This window comes from Amphritea sp. (assembly GCF_016744155.1).
GTDB lineage: Bacteria > Pseudomonadota > Gammaproteobacteria > Pseudomonadales > Balneatricaceae > Amphritea.
Genome location: NZ_JADGEW010000040.1, coordinates 1 through 16065, shown reverse-complemented (window position 1 = coordinate 16065; position 16065 = coordinate 1). Strand labels below are relative to the sequence as shown.

Sequence of the window (16065 nt, the reverse complement as noted above, 5' to 3'; positions counted from 1 at the left end):
CCCATGTGAGATACATCAAACAGACCGGCATGATCACGGGTATGAAGGTGCTCTTTTTTAACGCCCAGAGGGTACTGAACAGGCATTTCAAAGCCTGCAAAAGGCACCATCTTGCCACCAAGTTCAACATGCAGGTCGTAGAGGGGGGTTTTGTTCAGTTCAGACATGGGTTTCTCCATCGTTTCTGGCGGTATTATTCACCGCTGTATATGTTGCTAGAGGGACCGTTCTAAATAACCTGTTAAACAAGGCTTTTTTAAAAACTAATAGTCCCGATAGATTGTGGAAAAAGCTCTGTATGCAGCAGCAACCTTTTCGACAAACAATCACTGAGATAGGTATTAAAAACAGAATTATAGGAAAGGTATCCGAACAGAACCACAAAGCGTCCGGATACCTTTATTACAAGCTAAATCAGAATTAACCGATAAAGGTTACTTTGACTCTGTGTTGCCTTTTGCGTCAACAGGGGCACCGTTACGGGCAAAGAACTCTTTGGTCAGTTTGAATACCACAGGGCTCAGTAGAGCCAGTGCAATCAGGTTAGGAATAGCCATCATTGCGTTCAGGGTATCTGCCAACAGCCAGATGAAGTCCAGACTTACACCTGCGCCTACTGGTACAGCGAGGATCCACAATACACGGTAAGGGGTGATAGCTTTAATGCCGAACAGGAACTCAATACAACGCTCACCGTAGAAAGACCAACCGATGATAGTAGTGAAGGCAAAGATTGCCAGAGAAATTGTAACTACATAGTTACCCAGACCCGGCAGGGCATTTGCAAATGCAGCAGAGGTTAGCGCTGCACCGGATACACCAGAGGTCCATTCACCGGAAGTAATGATGACCAGGCCAGTGATAGTACAGATGATCAGGGTATCGATGAACGTACCCAGCATAGCTACCAGTCCCTGACGGACAGGATCTTTGGTTTGTGCTGCCGCGTGAGCGATAGGCGCAGAACCCAGACCTGCTTCGTTAGAGAAAACACCACGTGCTACACCAAAGCGGATAGCCATCCATACAGCGGCACCAGCAAAACCACCTTCAGCAGCAGTACCTGTGAACGCGTGGGTGAATACCAGATCGAGAGCAGCAGGGATAGCGTCAGCATTAATTGCCAGAACAACTAAACCAGCAGTCAGGTAAGCAATAGCCATCAGCGGAACCAGAGCGCCGGCAACGTGACCGATACGCTTGATGCCACCAATCAGAACCGCACCAACCAGAACCATCATGACCACGCCGGTTATCCAGACGTCAATACCGAATGTAGACTGTACAACGTCAGCAACGGAGTTAGACTGAACTGTGTTACCAATTCCGAATGCCGCTACAGCACCGAAGATAGCGAACATCGTACCCAGCCAGGCCCACTTAGTGCCCAGACCGTTTTTGATGTAGTACATCGGGCCACCAACATGGTTGCCTTCTTCATCTACTTCACGGTATTTCACAGCCAGAACGGCTTCAGAGTACTTGGTAGCCATACCTACCAGTGCAGTACACCACATCCAGAACAAAGCACCAGGACCACCCAGGAATACAGCCGTAGCCACACCCGCGATGTTACCAGTACCTATGGTTGCAGACAGTGATGTCATTAGAGCGTTGAAGGGTGAAATTTCACCTTCTTTTTCTTCGCCTTCCTTAGTGTTACGACCTTCAAACAGAAGCTTGAAACCTGTACCTATCTTCAAGAGAGGCATTAGGCGCAGGCCTAGCATCAGGAACAGACCAACACCAAGGATGAGAACGAGCATTAACGGGCCCCAAACAATGCCGTTAATTTCGCCAATAATAGTGGTTAACGCTTCCATAAACGTAGACTCCCAGAGGGTTTTTTATTGTTATTGCCGATCACTTCATAGGGTTGAGAGATCGACTTATAGTTTGGAAATTCCAGTGGATAGATGATCCACCCAGATAAACCAGTTTCTTCTAATTCCATTGAATGGGTATTTGAAGAAATAGTTGATCAACGAGGGAATATATTTCCAATAGGAAACAAAGCTAGTCGATAAGGAAACTCATTGCAATAAAAAAATGCGCTTACTGGCAAGAAAATGTCGCACTGAAATAGGCGCATGCAAGTAAAGTGATTGTTAGATAAGGTTTTTCTCAGGAATTAGATTTTTTAGATTTAGTTCGTATTGGAAACACGACCCCGATGGGCTCAAGATCGCCACTTAGTAGCTCGCTAGGAAGTAAGTTTCCCTTGCTCGTACATCGAACCCGTTCGACTGCGAGTATCCGGAAAAAGTAAGGGGAGAGCGCAGGGAGTTAGAGTCTATAAGCAGGGTAAGTTTTTCTGGTGGTCGCACATACAAAAAAACCGCATACAAGCGGTTTGGTGTTTTTGATTTTTCTAGCCACTAGCAAGCGACGAGGTAGCGTTCTAGCGAGCTGAACTTGTTTAGCGATCGGTTCTTAAGCTGTTACCCAAATAACTTCGGCATCTTTTTCACTGGTGGAAACCAGGGCGTGTCCCATTTCACAATCATAGTAGGCACTGTCGCCGGCGTTAAGTTCTATAGGTTCATAGAATTCGCTGTAGAACATGATGCTGCCGGACAGAATATAGAGGAACTCTTCGCCATCATGACGAACCCAGTCCTCATATTCGTCCCAAGAGTGGGTACGCACGATGGTTTTGAATGGGATCATCTTCTTACTGGTTAGTTGCGTGGCCAGTAGTTCATGCTCGTAGGTAGGTGTTGGATGGGGCTTGCCTTCACCGTTGCGGGTAATGTCGCGGCGTCCACCACTGCCTGGTGCTTTCTTGGTGGGTTGGCTGAATAGTTGGGGAATATCGATTCCCAGACCTTTTACCAGCTTATTCACGGCGGTGAAGGTGGGTGAAATCTGTTCGTTTTCGATCTTGGATAGCGTCGAGCGGGCCAATCCGGTCCGCTTGCTAGCTTCTTCTAATGTCAGATTTTGGCTGAGACGAATTTCACGTACCCGCTTACCCAGCTCAAGCGGCTCTACCGTTGCTTCAGCATTGTCCTGAGAGACCTTGAAGAACTGCTGCTCGTCTTGTAGGAATGAAGGTTTATCTGACATTGGGATGCTCCATGGAATCTTTACTCTGCTCAAGTCCTGGCAGTCGTTCTGATGCGCGTATTCTGACAGTTACATAATAACTGTGATTATACCGGTTAGTTATACAACAAGTTGCACATTCTGAAATGCTCAGTAACGACGCTTTAATTTCAAATACAGTTAGATGGGGCTGGCTTGGAGGGCCGGTCAGCTGAAATCGCTGTTACACATGAAATGCTCAAAAGGCTTTTCTATCAACAAATTACCTGCTCTCTGTTTCCAATAATAGTACACAACCCCCGGTCTGTTTGAAAGAATCCTAAAGTAGGAGATAAACATCTCTAAAAGAAAATATGTTTCCTATAGGAAACTTTTTGTTGATTTTGGAAAACAGCGCTGCTAATCTGAAATTCAGTTGCTGGTTAATTGATCAACTTATGAGTTGTTAAAGTTGTCTATATAAGTGTGGTTGAAGTCCTGTTTGCTCTCTATACCTAATATATAGAGTCCCGGATGACACTGAAGACTGATAATAATAAAAGCGGATTACCGCTACGGAGAAGCTGACGTGCCACTAAGTATTTTTGATCTATATAAGGTAGGCATCGGGCCTTCCAGTTCTCATACTGTTGGGCCCATTGTTGCGGCTAACCGTTTTCTGGATGAGCTGCGTGAACGAAGCGATCTGTCTAAGGTAACGAAAGTTAAAGTCGGTTTGTATGGCTCCCTGGCGATGACCGGTAAAGGTCATGCCACTGATGTAGCAGTGATGATCGGCCTAATGGGTGAAAAACCTGATCTGGTAGATCCTGATCTGGTTCCAGGTTACATCGAGCAGATTGAAAAAAGCGGCCAGCTTAATCTGGCTGGTGAGAAACTGATAGCGTTCCGCCCAGAAGAACATCTTCCTTTTAACTTTGGCGAGTCTCTGCCAAAGCATCCTAATGGCATGCGTTTTCAGGCATTTGATGATGCCGGTATCGTGCTGCATGACAATATATTCTATTCCGTTGGCGGTGGTTTCGTTCTGAGTGATGTTGAAGCGGATAAAAAGTCCGGCTCTGCACCTGCCTTTAAACTGCCATATCATTTCGATAACGGTGCCGAACTGCTGGCGTTGTGTGAAAAACACAATATGACGATTGCCGAGTTGGTGCATAAGAATGAACATACCTGGCATACCGAAGAAGAGCTAAACGAGTGTCTGCGCAATCTTTGGCAGGTGATGGATGGTTGCATTAAACGTGGTTGTGGCGAAGTCGGTGAGTTGCCTGGCGGTCTGCATATTAAACGTCGTGCCCATGAGCTCTATGAGGAACTGCGAAGTAGTCCTGAGGCGTCATTCAAAGACCAGCTGACAGTGATGGATTGGATCAATCTGTTTGCCATCGCTGTAAATGAAGAGAATGCGGCCGGTGGCCGGGTTGTGACTGCGCCGACAAATGGAGCAGCCGGCGTTATCCCAGCAGTGCTGGCTTACTACGATCGCTTTGTTCATGGCTCAAATGAACAGGGGATTTTTGATTTTCTCGCAACCTCTGCTGCGATAGGGATGTTGTATAAAAAGAATGCTTCAATCTCTGCGGCTGAAGTGGGTTGTCAGGGAGAGATTGGTGTCGCTTGTTCTATGGCTGCCGGAGCACTGTGCGCCGTCATGGGCGGAACCATACAGCAAGTAGAAAATGCCGCTGAAATTGGCATGGAGCATAACCTGGGACTAACCTGTGACCCTATCGGTGGTCTGGTTCAGGTTCCTTGTATTGAACGAAATACTATGGGGGCCGTTAAAGCTATTAACGCTGCCCGTCTGGCCATGCGAGGCGATGGCCAGCATCACGTATCACTGGATTCTGTGATCGAAACCATGCGTCAGACCGGTGTTGATATGCAGGACAAGTATAAAGAAACCTCTCAGGGCGGGTTGGCGGTTAACGTCGTCGCTTGCTGATTATTCCGAATTACTGCTTACGAGCGGTTGATTAAGAACTTAACAAGAGAATAAAAAACCATGAGTCAATCTGAATTGTACCGCGGCGACGCGACATGCGAAGCATTCTTCACCCAGGATCTGGCAGCACGTGATGCTGATCTGATGGCAGCCGTAAACGAAGAGTTCGAACGTCAGGAAATGGGCATTGAACTGATCGCTTCTGAGAACATCGTATCCAAGGCTGTAATGCAAGCTCAGGGCACTGTTCTGACTAATAAGTACGCTGAAGGTTATCCGGGTCGTCGTTATTACGGCGGCTGTGAGTATGCTGATAAGGCCGAAGGTCTGGCAATTGAGCGTGCTAAGCAACTGTTTGATTGTGAATTTGTTAACGTTCAGCCGCACTCGGGTGCGCAGGCAAATGGCGCGGTTATGCTTGCATTGCTGCAGCCTGGCGATACGATTTTGGGTATGTCTCTGGATGCCGGTGGCCACCTGACTCACGGTGCACGTCCTGCACTGTCTGGTAAGTGGTTCAACGCTGTGCAATACGGTGTATCTAAAGAAGATAGCCGTATCGATTACGATGCTGTTGAAGCGCTGGCGGTTGAGTGTCAGCCTAAAATGATCATTGCGGGCGGCTCTGCTATCCCACGTGTGATAGATTTTGCTCGTTTCCGCGAGATTGCTGACAAAGTGGGTGCTTACCTGTTTGTCGATATGGCACATATTGCTGGATTAGTTGCAGCGGGTGTTCACCCAAGTCCTCTGCCATATGCTGACGTTGTTACGACCACGACTCATAAGACTCTGCGTGGCCCACGTGGTGGTATGATCTTGTCCAATAATCTTGATATTGGTAAGAAAATTAACTCGGCTGTTTTCCCTGGACTACAGGGTGGACCGTTGATGCATGTTATCGCGGCTAAGGCTGTTGCTTTTGGTGAAGCGCTACGTCCTGAGTTCAAAACCTACATAGAGCAGGTTGTTGAGAACGCTAAGGTATTGGCCAGCGTTATGATTGAACGCGGCTGTAATATTGTTACCGGTGGCACCGATACTCACCTGATGTTGGTTGATCTACGGCCTAAGGGCCTGAAGGGCAATGTCGTTGATGAGGCGCTGGAACGTGCCGGTATTACTTGTAACAAGAACGGTATTCCGTTTGATCCTGAAAAACCGATGGTGACTTCCGGTATTCGTCTGGGAACACCTGCTGGTACCAGCCGTGGTTTCGGTACTGAAGAGTTTCGCTTGATTGGTAATCTGATTAGTGATGTTCTGGATGGTCTGGTGGCTAATCCGGAAGATAACTCTGAAGTTGAAGCTAAAGTTCGTGCTCAGGTTGAAACCCTGTGCAAGCGCTTTCCTCTGTATAAATAAGCATTTTATAAGAACTAAACCTGTTGCGGTGTTCAGTGTTACGACCTGAATACCGACGATAACTTTTTATAGGACACACAATTATGAGCATTCCATCTAACTACCGTTTCGCTCCAAGCCACGAATGGATTCTGGATAATGGTGACGGTACCGTCACTATGGGTATTTCCGAGCACGCACAAGAACTGCTGGGAGATGTGGTCTTTGTTGAACTGCCTGAAGTAGGGCGTGAAGTGGATTCTGGTGAAGAGTTTTCTCTGGTTGAGTCTGTCAAAGCAGCTTCCGATATCTATTCACCGGTAGGTGGTGAAATTATTGCGATTAATGAAACCTTGGAAGATGAGCCAGAAATGGTTAACAGCGAGCCTTTCGATGGCGGCTGGATAGTTAAAATCAAGCTGGCAGATGCTGCTGAACTTGATAAGTTGCTGGACGCTGAAGCGTACGCAGCTACGATTGCAGAAGAGGCTTGATCTATGTTGATCCGGTGCTGAGTTTTCAGAGCCGGGTCACTGTCCCCAGGTCGGGTCCTTTTTAGCAAACGCGGGGTGGTTGTGCAGAACCGCCCCGCATCTTAGAAATAATGTTCAGTCGCTTCTATGGCTACTGAAAGTTTAAGCAGGTTATTGTTATGGCTACTGTTACTCGTACACTGAGTGATCTAGAACAGACTACGGATTTTACCCGTCGTCATATCGGTCCCGATACAGAGCAGACACAGGCGATGTTGTCTGATCTGGGTGTAAACTCAATTGAAGAGCTGATTACTCAGACTGTTCCTGACTCCATTCGACTGGATGATGCATTGGCGATGGATGACTCGCTCACCGAAGCGGATGCACTGGCTTACCTTCGATCTCTAGCTGATCAGAACAAGGTAAACCGAACTTATATCGGCATGGGCTATAACAATACCCTGGTACCTAACGTTATATTGCGTAACGTTATGGAGAATCCAGCTTGGTACACTGCGTATACACCGTACCAACCAGAAATCGCACAGGGTCGTCTCGAAGCGCTGCTGAACTATCAGCAAGTTGTAATGGATCTTACTGGTATGGATCTGGCAAATGCCTCCATGCTTGATGAAGCCACTGCTGCAGCAGAAGCGATGACACTGTGTAAGCGTTCTAATCGTAAGAAGAGCGATGTCTTTTTTGTTGCGGATGATGTTCATCCGCAAACCATCGATGTGATTAAAACCCGTGCCGAATACTTTGGCTTTGAAGTGGTTGTAGGCAACCCTCAAACCGATCTTGATAATGTTGATGCCTTTGGTGTTCAGCTTCAGTATCCAAGCACTTACGGTAATATCAGTGATATCAAGTCGCTGATCGAGAAAGCTAAAGGCCAGAAGGCGATGGTGTCTGTTGCTGCAGATCCGTTAGCGCTGGTACTGCTGAAATCACCGGGTGAATTGGGTGCGGATGTAGTACTAGGTTCTTCGCAACGCTTTGGTGTTCCGATGGGCTTTGGTGGTCCACATGCTGCATTCTTCGCTGCCAGTGAAAAGCTTAAGCGTTCTGTGCCTGGTCGTATCATTGGTGTATCAATCGATACCAATGGTAAGCCGGCTCTGCGGATGGCGATGCAGACCCGTGAGCAGCATATCCGTCGTGAGAAAGCGACCTCTAACATCTGTACCTCTCAGGCACTGCTAGCTAACATGGCGTCTTTTTACTGTGTTTATCACGGTGCTGAAGGGCTAAAAACCATTGCTGAACGTGTGCATCGTCTGACGGCTATTCTTGCCAACGGACTCAAAGCTAAAGGTATTGCGGTAAATGATACTTACTTCGATACCCTGACACTGGCGCTGCCTGAGTCAGCATCAGAAGTTTATCAACGCGGGCTAGATGCAGGTTGTAACCTACGTCCGACTGCTTCAGATAAATTGGGTATAACGCTGGATGAAACTACGCGTCCTGCTGATATCGCTGATCTGTTTGATATTGTCCTTGGCGAAGGTCATGGTCTGTCTGTCGTCGATCTGGATGCTAAGATCGTTGCTGGTGCAGCGACTGGTATCTCAGCGGATATGCGTCGTGAAGATGCTATTCTGACCCACCCAACTTTCAATAGTTATCATAGTGAAACTGATATGTTGCGCTATATGAAACGTTTGGAAAATAAGGATTACTCTTTAGTACACGGCATGATTCCGCTGGGTTCTTGTACGATGAAGCTGAATGCTACCGCCGAGATGATTCCAGTAACCTGGCCTGAGTTCTCCAGCATTCATCCGTTTGCACCTGCCGATCAGGTTAAGGGCTATCATAAAATGCTCAGCCTGCTGGAAGAGCAGTTGGTTGAAATTACCGGTTACGACAAAGTTTCCCTACAGCCAAACTCTGGTGCATCCGGTGAGTATGCGGGTCTGCTAGCAATTCGTAAGTATCAGGAGTCTATTGGTGAAGGGCATCGTAATGTTTGCCTGATTCCGTCCTCTGCTCATGGTACTAACCCTGCTTCAGCGTCGATGATGGATATGAAAATTATCGTCACCAAGTGTGATGATAAAGGTAACGTTGATGTTGCCGATCTTCGTGCTCAGGCGGAACTACACAAAGACGATCTTTCCTGCCTGATGATCACTTACCCATCTACCCATGGTGTCTATGAAGAGGATATCGTTGAAATCTGCGATCTGATTCATAAGCATGGAGGTCAGGTGTATATGGATGGTGCCAACATGAATGCTCAGGTTGGTATTTCTAAGCCGGGTCTGATTGGTTCCGATGTCTCTCACCTTAACCTGCACAAAACCTTTGCTATTCCTCATGGCGGTGGTGGTCCGGGTATGGGGCCAATCGGTGTTAAGAGTCACCTGGCACCTTTCCTTGCAAGTCATAAGGTATGCCCGGTTGAAGGCCTGAATCCAGAAAATGGTGCGGTGGCTGCAACGCCTTATGGTTCTGCTTCAATACTGCCAATTACCTGGATGTACAACCTGATGTTGGGTAAATCTGGTCTTAAGAAGTCTACCCAGATGGCGATTCTGAATGCCAACTACTTGACTGAAAAACTGGCTGAGCACTATCCGGTTCTGTACCGGGGTCGCAATAACAAGGTTGCCCATGAGTGTATTGTTGATATTCGTCCGCTTAAGGAAGCGTCCGGTGTCACAGAGGAAGATATTGCTAAGCGTCTGATGGACTATGGTTTCCATGCGCCAACGATGTCGTTCCCAGTAGCCGGTACTTTGATGATTGAGCCTACAGAGTCTGAGTCTAAAGCTGAGATCGATCGTTTCGTTGCAGCGATGGCTCAAATCCGTCAGGAAGTCGAAAAAGTTCAGAGTGGCGAGTGGCCTGCAGATAACAATCCGCTGTGCCGTGCGCCGCACACCCAGGCTGATATTATGTCTGCAGATTGGGATCGTCCATATTCTCGTGAAGAAGCGGTATTTCCGAATACATCTACCCGGGATAATAAGTTCTGGCCGACCTCTAACCGTATAGATAATGTATACGGAGACAGGAACTTTATCTGCTCTTGCCCGGCAATCGAAACCTACATGGATAATTAAGAAGCACCGGAACTCTGGTAGGGCTTTATTGGTCTGCCGGAGTTCCCCTTATTTAAATTGACGGTGGAAAGCCGGATAGGTTCTTTTGTGTGCTTCCTTTATCTAAGGTAGAGGGGTTGAGAGTCTATCTCGCTTTATAGCGAACCTGTAAAAGTAAGCTTTGAGCGGATTAGGAAACTGATCCGCTTTTTTTTATTTGTTTTTTTGTCTTCTTCTGGCCTGATCGGATCTGATTGGCGCCGTATCATCCGCTTAATATTACTCAGATAGCTTAGTTTTTATAACTTACGGGGGCAGGCATAGGTGATGCTCTGCAGTGAATAATTCAGATCTGCAGAGGGCGGAATAATAAGTTGTAGGGGGATGTTTAATCAAAAGGAATATGCCGTCCGATGTTTTCCGTTGGCGCTTGAGTATTTTGAAATTGAGGAGATGTTTGTCGCGGCTTTGATACATAATATTGGTCGCTGGGTTGAAGTGATCAATTTCGACCATGAAAGCTCTTTTTTCGATTATTCCTGTACAGATTTCCTGATGACTTTCTGCCAAGCCAGTAATAACTGAGTCGATCCGTTCTCGGTTCTGGGAAAGGTGTCTATTGTCTTATAGAAGTAGGACTTAGAGAGGGCTTTCATACGCTTATCGCATTAGAAGGCTTATGAGAGTTATAACTCAGGATCTGAAGGGTTGGTTCAGATACAAAAAAAACCGCATTGGGCGGTTTTTTTAATGTTCTTTAGTTATTATCGTTCTGGCTGAAACACCTTAATAATCAGGCTAAATGGGGGGGGTGCTCAATCTTCAGGTAGCAACAGCCAAAACGATAACTATGTATATACACTTTCTATGCCTGTGATATTTAATGTCTTTTATATCAAGTAGATAGATTGTTTTAGGCTCATCTTTACTATCGCAATGGCTATCATTTTTGAGAAAACTGTTACTAAACAGCAACGTTAATCTTTCCTGATAGGTTTAGCTATTAAAAATCAATAACTTACAGTGTCTCCTATTTGAGTCTTGATATAAAAATCAATAACTTACGAAATTGTTCTCTGGTTGAAGTATAACTGAGAGCATTTTCCTCTTTTTAGGTTAGCACGATATTTTTTAGTAAGCATTTTACTGGATGTAAAATAGGGAGATTTTCAGTCTATGCTCAGAGGGAGCGAAGTTAGGGCTTATGATTAAAATCGACTTGGGTAATTACGAATTGATAAAAGAGGGATTCTGGCGAGAAAGAGTGCTTTAGCTAGAGTCTTATTGGTTCTTAGATATTTACCACAATGAGAGTAAAAAAAACAGGCACTAGGCCTGTTGAAAAATTAAGAGTTGATGGGCATCGATAGGCGGTGCAGCCTGTCTCTGACCGGCTCTTAAGAGAGAAGAGGGGTTAAGCTGAAGCAGACTGTTTATCCAATGCTTTCATGCACAGCTTATAGTTAGCCCGGTTGTAAAGAGGGCCAAATGCAGGCACTTTAGATTTAACAGTGTTTTTTAGCGTTGCGAAAGCGCGCATGATAAGTTCGGCCTGTACTTCACTGCGCATGCTACATGCGTTCAAGTAGATGTCGTGGTGTGTCATTTTTTCTGGAGCCATGATTGTTACCGCCAAACTATAAAATTACTTGAGGTCTGGAACCATATTCAGCGCTTCGACCCGCTGTCAGACCTGAATTGAACCGAAAGGGTTGTTGTCCTTTATTACTTTGAGCATTTTAGACTTTGGTCTAAGGATTGAAAACTGATCAATTTTCAGTTAACAGGTGAGAATAACTCACATGATTTTGGTTATTAGTTGAATCAGATAATTTAATAAAGGAGTTTCCCCTAATGAAAATTCTGGCGCTATCTGGAAGTATTAGAGAGAAGTCATTTAATAGTCGGTTACTTGATATAGCGGTAACCGGTGCAAAATCGGCAGGAGCAGAGGTGACTGTTGTTAATCTCCGGGATTACGACATGCCGCTGTTTAATCAGGACCTTGAATATCAAGAAGGAGCGCCGGATGCTGTGGTTCAGCTTAAGAATCTAATGATTCAACATCAGGGTTTACTGATAGCTTCGCCGGAATATAACGGTTTTCCTTCACCTCTGCTGAAGAACATGCTGGATTGGATGTCCCGGCAGCAAAATGAACATGAGCCCCCTATGTTTGCTTATAATGGCAAGATTGCTGCGGTTATGGCGGCTTCTCCCGGTGCTGGAGGAGGCACCCGTGGGCTGACTATACTGCGCATATTGTTGCAAAATCTGGGGGTTATGGCTCTTCCAGGGCAGGTAACACTAGGGCGAGCAGGTCAGGCTTTCAGAGAGGATGGCCGTTTACATGAAGAGCGGTTGCAACTGGCCGCCGAATCATTGGGCTCAGATCTTTATGATGTACTGATTAAGCAAGCTTCAGAGTTAGACTGATGGCAGCGGATAATAATGGTTGGGTGAATTTTTCTCCGGCGGCAGAGCGTAACCAGACACCTGTTCTGGCAAAACTTCAGACATTGCTCAAGGGAAATGAAACCGTTCTTGAAGTGGGTAGTGGCTCAGGACAGCATGCAGTTCATTTCTGTGCAGCGATGAATGGGTTGCGATGGATACCCTCAGATATTGCGGAGCTATTGCCTGGTCTGGAGATAAATCTGAATCCTTATGTCAGTCCGACGATCTGTTCGCCCGAACTGCTAGACCTCAGGGATAATCGTTGGCATACCGGTTTTGCAACTGTGGATGTAATCTATAGTGCCAATACTCTGCATATAGTGAGTTGGCCCGAAGTTGAATCTTTGTTCGACGGTGTTGCGAGGTTGTTCAAGCCAGCGAGCAAACTTATTCTTTATGGCCCTTTTCGTTATAACGGAGGTTATACCAGCAGCGGAAATGCAGAGTTTGATCTTTGGTTGAAGCGGCGAAATGCTGAAAGCGGTATAAGAGACTTTGAAAAGGTGAATGAACTGGCTGAAAAAGCAGGTTTAACCTTGTCAGCAGACATTGATATGCCAGCCAATAATCAGCTGTTAGTCTGGACCTGTAAATAAACGGATTTTTAGCTGATGGGAGGGGGGAGAGACTGCGACCCGGAGGTCACAGTCGGGCAGTCAACATTACAGTAAAGTAACGTTCTCAGCTTGTGGGCCTTTCTGGCCATCAGTAACTTCGAAAGAAACTTGCTGTCCTTCGTTCAGAGTCTTGAAACCATCGGTGTTGATAGCACGGAAGTGAACGAATAGGTCAGGACCGTTTTCCTGTTCGATAAAACCATAACCTTTATCGGCATTGAACCATTTAACGGTACCAGTAGATGTAGACATAATTGTATTCCCTACAATAGTTATTTTAATAGGTGTGTATCTGAATAGTTCAGACACAGGACTAAGCTAAGAATGCAGGGACTACATTTATGACTAAGGGGCACGCAGGTTAATCTGGTGGACTCTTTGATACATAAAAATCGGGCCGTACTTTCAAGCTAAATTCATTCTATGATATTTGTTAAAAGAGTAAAAGTTTTATTTTTTCGGCTTTATTTGCCTCTAACTAGCTGTAATTTAAGCGTTTATTTTTAAGTCGTGTGAGTCATGATTGATGGTTTTAGCTCTGTCTAAAAGTTGTATCAGTGATTTTATAAAACAAGATTAAATCTTAATTAACCCCGCCACTCGTATTAGTGCCGGTAGTTCGCTTATCTCTTGCTTCAACTGAATTGAGAGTATGGCTGCTAAGCAGGGGGTAGTTGAGTACTGACTTTCTTCCTGAAAGCAGTCTCTTTTTTGAGCGACTCTTGTGGTGATGCACTCGCATTAGGGTTACGGGTTTAGTGCATCTAGTGATTTAGATTACTGAGCCTGGGTCGAAATTGATAATCGAAGATTTTGCAGGCCATGCATTGAATCAGATGCGTGCTGCAGGCTTTTGCTTTGCTCAGCTGTCGATTGCTATATTGAACACAGGTGTCCCGAATAAGCAGGGATTTGAATAATCGGGTGAGAGGTTTATCTTGTTACGGAGGAGGGTGCTTAGTCTGCGATGAGTGGGTTTCTCAGATGAATAAATGGGTAGCCAAAGGGCTACCCAATATACTTACCACATCAGATCGTCTGGAATTTGGAAATCTGCATATGGATCATCAGGATCGGTTTCTTCAACCTGCTGGCGGCTAATGATTAACTCCGGGCGGCGTTCGCTGATCTTCTCTGCGATACCTGCGGGGATTAGGGCATAGCTCCCTTTATCAGCAGCGATAGCAAGGTTGCCTTTAGCCAGCTGTTCTTGCAGTTCATTGTTAACATAAAGCTTCTTGATTGTGGTGCCATCAACAAAGTTATATTCAACATCGCCTTTGGCGGGTATTTCTTCTTTGTTTTGCTGGATCATCTGCAGGCAGGATGCATCGATTGATCGACGGGTAAGCTCATCTTCGCGCTGGCGGTTAAGTTCACGGTCCCGTTCCAGCTTTTCCGTTTTGGCTTTAGCTATTGCCTGTTCCCGTTCTAATTCATCCTGATCCTTAAATACTTCGCCTTTTTTAACCGCTTTAGCTTGCTTAGACTTCTTGCGTTTATCCGCTTTAGCCTTGTTAGCTTGCTGTTTATTCGCCAGACCGGCTTTAAGAAGCTGATCCTGTAGAGATCCTGCCATGTTATATATCCTGCCTCAGTCCCATTCTCATTCTGGTTGTGAACTATATAGAACTATGTCGCATAGCTCCATATTGATCAGTTGAATTGGTCTTACTGGTGAGTATTTACCTAAATAAAGCGAGCTTTGCGTTGATCTGACACAAAGTCATTATAAATAACAGGGTCACTGGCTTGATAATGGTAGGTTTACACAGTAAAAAAGTTCTACCGGAATAGAAACTGATAGGCTGATTTAGCTAATTTTTTTATTCCACAGAAACTAACCGTATTGCTGAGCTTTGCAGCGGTTAGATTATTTAAAATATAACAATTGGGGATAATATGTCAGATCAACTTCTTTCCGGCGTTGTTAAATGGTTTAACGATGAAAAAGGTTATGGTTTTATTGAGCGTGAGGGTGGTGCTGATGTGTTCGTTCACTTTCGCGCTATCAACGGAACCGGCCGCCGCTCTCTGGTTGAAGGCCAGCAGGTCTCATTTGAAGTGACTGATGGACAGAAAGGCCCGCAGGCTGAGAATGTCACCGCCACTTCCTGATTATCTATAGCCACTGGTGGTCTTCACCAGTGGCTATTTATCAAAAGGTGTTTGATTTCGCTTTCATCTTGCCTCCTGCTGTTGTTGAATATTGGTAACAATAGCCATTTCATTTGAATCGTTAAATATGAAGATAGCCGTATATTGTGGGGCTTCGTCCGGAAGGGCGACTGGTGCCTATAAGAGTGAAGCACGTAAGCTGGGTAGGCTGATGGCCCTGCGGAACATTGAGTTAGTATATGGCGGGTCTAGCGCTGGTTTGATGGGCAGCGTTGCTGATGGTGTGTTAGAGGCCGGTGGCCGGGTCTGTGGTGTGATGCCTAAGGTTTTGGTCGACCGGGAACAGGTTCATATCGGTCTGAGTGATCTCCATGTGGTAGAAGATATGCATCAGCGAAAGGCGGTGATGATGGAGCTGGCTGATGCGTTTGTCGCCCTTCCAGGAGGAACAGGTACTCTGGAAGAGCTATTTGAGGTGTGGGCCTGGCGCCAGATCGGTATCCATCATAAAGCCTTTGGGTTATTGAATATTGATGGTTATTACGACCATCTGCTCGCCTTTATTTCCCATGCAGCAGATGAAGAGTTTATTCGCGATGAGTATCGGGATTTTCTCTTGGTTGATAACCAGTCTGAGGGCTTACTTGATAAACTCATCCTCACCTGTTCTTGAAACTAAACCATAGAGCCATTGTTGTTTCATAAAAACCTACTGTGTCCTCAGTCAGAGCAGTGCAGTTGATGACGAATTTACAGGAGTTATTATGTATCAAATGCCCACTGGCAGCCCTTCGCTTCGAACCATTGCGATGCCCAGCGATGCAAACCCGGATGGTGATATTTTCGGTGGTTGGATCATGTCACAGATGGATATTGCCAGTGGTGTTTTCGCTGCCCGGAAAGCAAAGTGCAGGGTAGTAACCGTAGCGGTAGATGCGATGACGTTTCTTAAGCCCGTTTATATTGGCGATGATGTGAGTTGCTTTTGTAGTGTTGTGCGTTAC

15 protein-coding genes and 1 pseudogene are annotated in these 16065 nt (G+C 45.9%); 10 read left to right on the top strand and 6 right to left on the bottom strand.

Features of this window, described 5'->3' with window-relative positions:
* From gcvT to QZZ54_RS18775, 3 genes and pseudogenes are all read right to left on the bottom strand, one after another.
* Nucleotides 1-167 (bottom strand): annotated as a pseudogene (gene gcvT, locus QZZ54_RS18785) (glycine cleavage system aminomethyltransferase GcvT); the annotation flags it as partial.
* Between the two features lie 267 nt (nucleotides 168-434).
* The gene (locus QZZ54_RS18780; RefSeq protein ID WP_290705685.1) at nucleotides 435-1823 is read right to left on the bottom strand and encodes a sodium:alanine symporter family protein; all 1389 of its coding nucleotides are present in this window, start codon (nucleotides 1821-1823) and stop codon (nucleotides 435-437) included.
* A 610-nt stretch (nucleotides 1824-2433) separates the two neighbouring features.
* Nucleotides 2434-3069, bottom strand: a complete 636-nt coding sequence (locus QZZ54_RS18775; protein WP_290705683.1) for an XRE family transcriptional regulator — start codon at nucleotides 3067-3069, stop codon at nucleotides 2434-2436.
* A 547-nt stretch (nucleotides 3070-3616) separates the two neighbouring features.
* Between QZZ54_RS18775 and QZZ54_RS18770 the strand changes: the two genes are divergently transcribed.
* The 5 genes from QZZ54_RS18770 (at nucleotide 3617) to QZZ54_RS18750 (ending at nucleotide 10454) form a co-directional block, all read left to right on the top strand.
* Nucleotides 3617-4996, top strand: coding sequence for an L-serine ammonia-lyase (locus tag QZZ54_RS18770; protein ID WP_290705681.1), 1380 nt, complete (start codon nucleotides 3617-3619; stop codon nucleotides 4994-4996).
* 60 nt (nucleotides 4997-5056) lie between these two features.
* Complete coding sequence (gene glyA, locus QZZ54_RS18765) at nucleotides 5057-6361, top strand: serine hydroxymethyltransferase (protein ID WP_290705679.1); 1305 nt, start codon at nucleotides 5057-5059, stop codon at nucleotides 6359-6361.
* Nucleotides 6362-6441: 80 nt separating this feature from the next.
* Entirely contained in the window at nucleotides 6442-6834 is a 393-nt protein-coding gene (gcvH, locus tag QZZ54_RS18760; protein ID WP_290705687.1) for a glycine cleavage system protein GcvH, read from the top strand.
* Nucleotides 6835-6992: 158 nt separating this feature from the next.
* Nucleotides 6993-9890 (top strand): aminomethyl-transferring glycine dehydrogenase, encoded by a 2898-nt coding sequence (gcvP, locus tag QZZ54_RS18755; protein WP_290705678.1) that lies wholly within the window; start codon nucleotides 6993-6995, stop codon nucleotides 9888-9890.
* 363 nt (nucleotides 9891-10253) lie between these two features.
* Nucleotides 10254-10454 (top strand): hypothetical protein, encoded by a 201-nt coding sequence (locus QZZ54_RS18750; RefSeq protein ID WP_290705677.1) that lies wholly within the window; start codon nucleotides 10254-10256, stop codon nucleotides 10452-10454.
* An 829-nt stretch (nucleotides 10455-11283) separates the two neighbouring features.
* On the opposite strand, the gene QZZ54_RS18745 is transcribed toward QZZ54_RS18750, so the two are convergent.
* On the bottom strand, nucleotides 11284-11490 hold the full coding sequence (locus tag QZZ54_RS18745) for a hypothetical protein (protein WP_290705675.1): 207 nt from the start codon (nucleotides 11488-11490) through the stop codon (nucleotides 11284-11286).
* A 233-nt stretch (nucleotides 11491-11723) separates the two neighbouring features.
* Between QZZ54_RS18745 and QZZ54_RS18740 the strand changes: the two genes are divergently transcribed.
* Both QZZ54_RS18740 and QZZ54_RS18735 read left to right on the top strand, forming a co-directional pair.
* Nucleotides 11724-12305, top strand: coding sequence for an NAD(P)H-dependent oxidoreductase (locus QZZ54_RS18740; protein WP_290705673.1), 582 nt, complete (start codon nucleotides 11724-11726; stop codon nucleotides 12303-12305).
* Complete coding sequence (locus QZZ54_RS18735; RefSeq protein ID WP_290705671.1) at nucleotides 12305-12922, top strand: DUF938 domain-containing protein; 618 nt, start codon at nucleotides 12305-12307, stop codon at nucleotides 12920-12922. The genes QZZ54_RS18740 and QZZ54_RS18735 overlap by 1 nt, the downstream gene beginning before the upstream one ends.
* 66 nt (nucleotides 12923-12988) lie before the next feature.
* Here the strand turns inward: QZZ54_RS18735 and QZZ54_RS18730 are convergent, their stop codons facing one another.
* On the bottom strand, nucleotides 12989-13195 hold the full coding sequence (locus QZZ54_RS18730) for a cold-shock protein (RefSeq protein WP_290705669.1): 207 nt from the start codon (nucleotides 13193-13195) through the stop codon (nucleotides 12989-12991).
* 769 nt (nucleotides 13196-13964) lie between these two features.
* Entirely contained in the window at nucleotides 13965-14522 is a 558-nt protein-coding gene (locus QZZ54_RS18725) for a DUF2058 domain-containing protein (protein WP_290705667.1), read from the bottom strand.
* A gap of 323 nt (nucleotides 14523-14845) precedes the next feature.
* Here QZZ54_RS18725 and QZZ54_RS18720 point away from each other — a divergent pair, with 323 nt between their 5' ends.
* The 3 genes from QZZ54_RS18720 to QZZ54_RS18710 form a co-directional block, all read left to right on the top strand.
* Nucleotides 14846-15061, top strand: a complete 216-nt coding sequence (locus tag QZZ54_RS18720; RefSeq protein ID WP_290705665.1) for a cold-shock protein — start codon at nucleotides 14846-14848, stop codon at nucleotides 15059-15061.
* Nucleotides 15062-15188: 127 nt separating this feature from the next.
* The gene (locus QZZ54_RS18715; protein WP_290705663.1) at nucleotides 15189-15734 is read left to right on the top strand and encodes a TIGR00730 family Rossman fold protein; all 546 of its coding nucleotides are present in this window, start codon (nucleotides 15189-15191) and stop codon (nucleotides 15732-15734) included.
* Nucleotides 15735-15825: 91 nt separating this feature from the next.
* The coding region (locus QZZ54_RS18710; RefSeq protein ID WP_290705660.1) for a hotdog domain-containing protein at nucleotides 15826-16065 on the top strand (240 nt) is incomplete at its 3' end.

What these genes read in the sequence shown, in the direction of transcription:
- QZZ54_RS18780 (WP_290705685.1), bottom strand. Translation starts at nt 1,823, where the DNA reads ATGGAAGCGTTAACCACTATTATTGGCGAAATTAACGGCATTGTTTGG.
- QZZ54_RS18775 (WP_290705683.1), bottom strand. Translation starts at nt 3,069, where the DNA reads ATGTCAGATAAACCTTCATTCCTACAAGACGAGCAGCAGTTCTTCAAG.
- glyA (WP_290705679.1), top strand. Translation starts at nt 5,057, where the DNA reads ATGAGTCAATCTGAATTGTACCGCGGCGACGCGACATGCGAAGCATTC.
- gcvP (WP_290705678.1), top strand. Translation starts at nt 6,993, where the DNA reads ATGGCTACTGTTACTCGTACACTGAGTGATCTAGAACAGACTACGGAT.
- QZZ54_RS18750 (WP_290705677.1), top strand. Translation starts at nt 10,254, where the DNA reads ATGTTTAATCAAAAGGAATATGCCGTCCGATGTTTTCCGTTGGCGCTT.
- QZZ54_RS18745 (WP_290705675.1), bottom strand. Translation starts at nt 11,490, where the DNA reads ATGGCTCCAGAAAAAATGACACACCACGACATCTACTTGAACGCATGT.
- QZZ54_RS18740 (WP_290705673.1), top strand. Translation starts at nt 11,724, where the DNA reads ATGAAAATTCTGGCGCTATCTGGAAGTATTAGAGAGAAGTCATTTAAT.
- QZZ54_RS18735 (WP_290705671.1), top strand. Translation starts at nt 12,305, where the DNA reads ATGGCAGCGGATAATAATGGTTGGGTGAATTTTTCTCCGGCGGCAGAG.
- QZZ54_RS18730 (WP_290705669.1), bottom strand. Translation starts at nt 13,195, where the DNA reads ATGTCTACATCTACTGGTACCGTTAAATGGTTCAATGCCGATAAAGGT.
- QZZ54_RS18725 (WP_290705667.1), bottom strand. Translation starts at nt 14,522, where the DNA reads ATGGCAGGATCTCTACAGGATCAGCTTCTTAAAGCCGGTCTGGCGAAT.
- QZZ54_RS18720 (WP_290705665.1), top strand. Translation starts at nt 14,846, where the DNA reads ATGTCAGATCAACTTCTTTCCGGCGTTGTTAAATGGTTTAACGATGAA.
- QZZ54_RS18715 (WP_290705663.1), top strand. Translation starts at nt 15,189, where the DNA reads ATGAAGATAGCCGTATATTGTGGGGCTTCGTCCGGAAGGGCGACTGGT.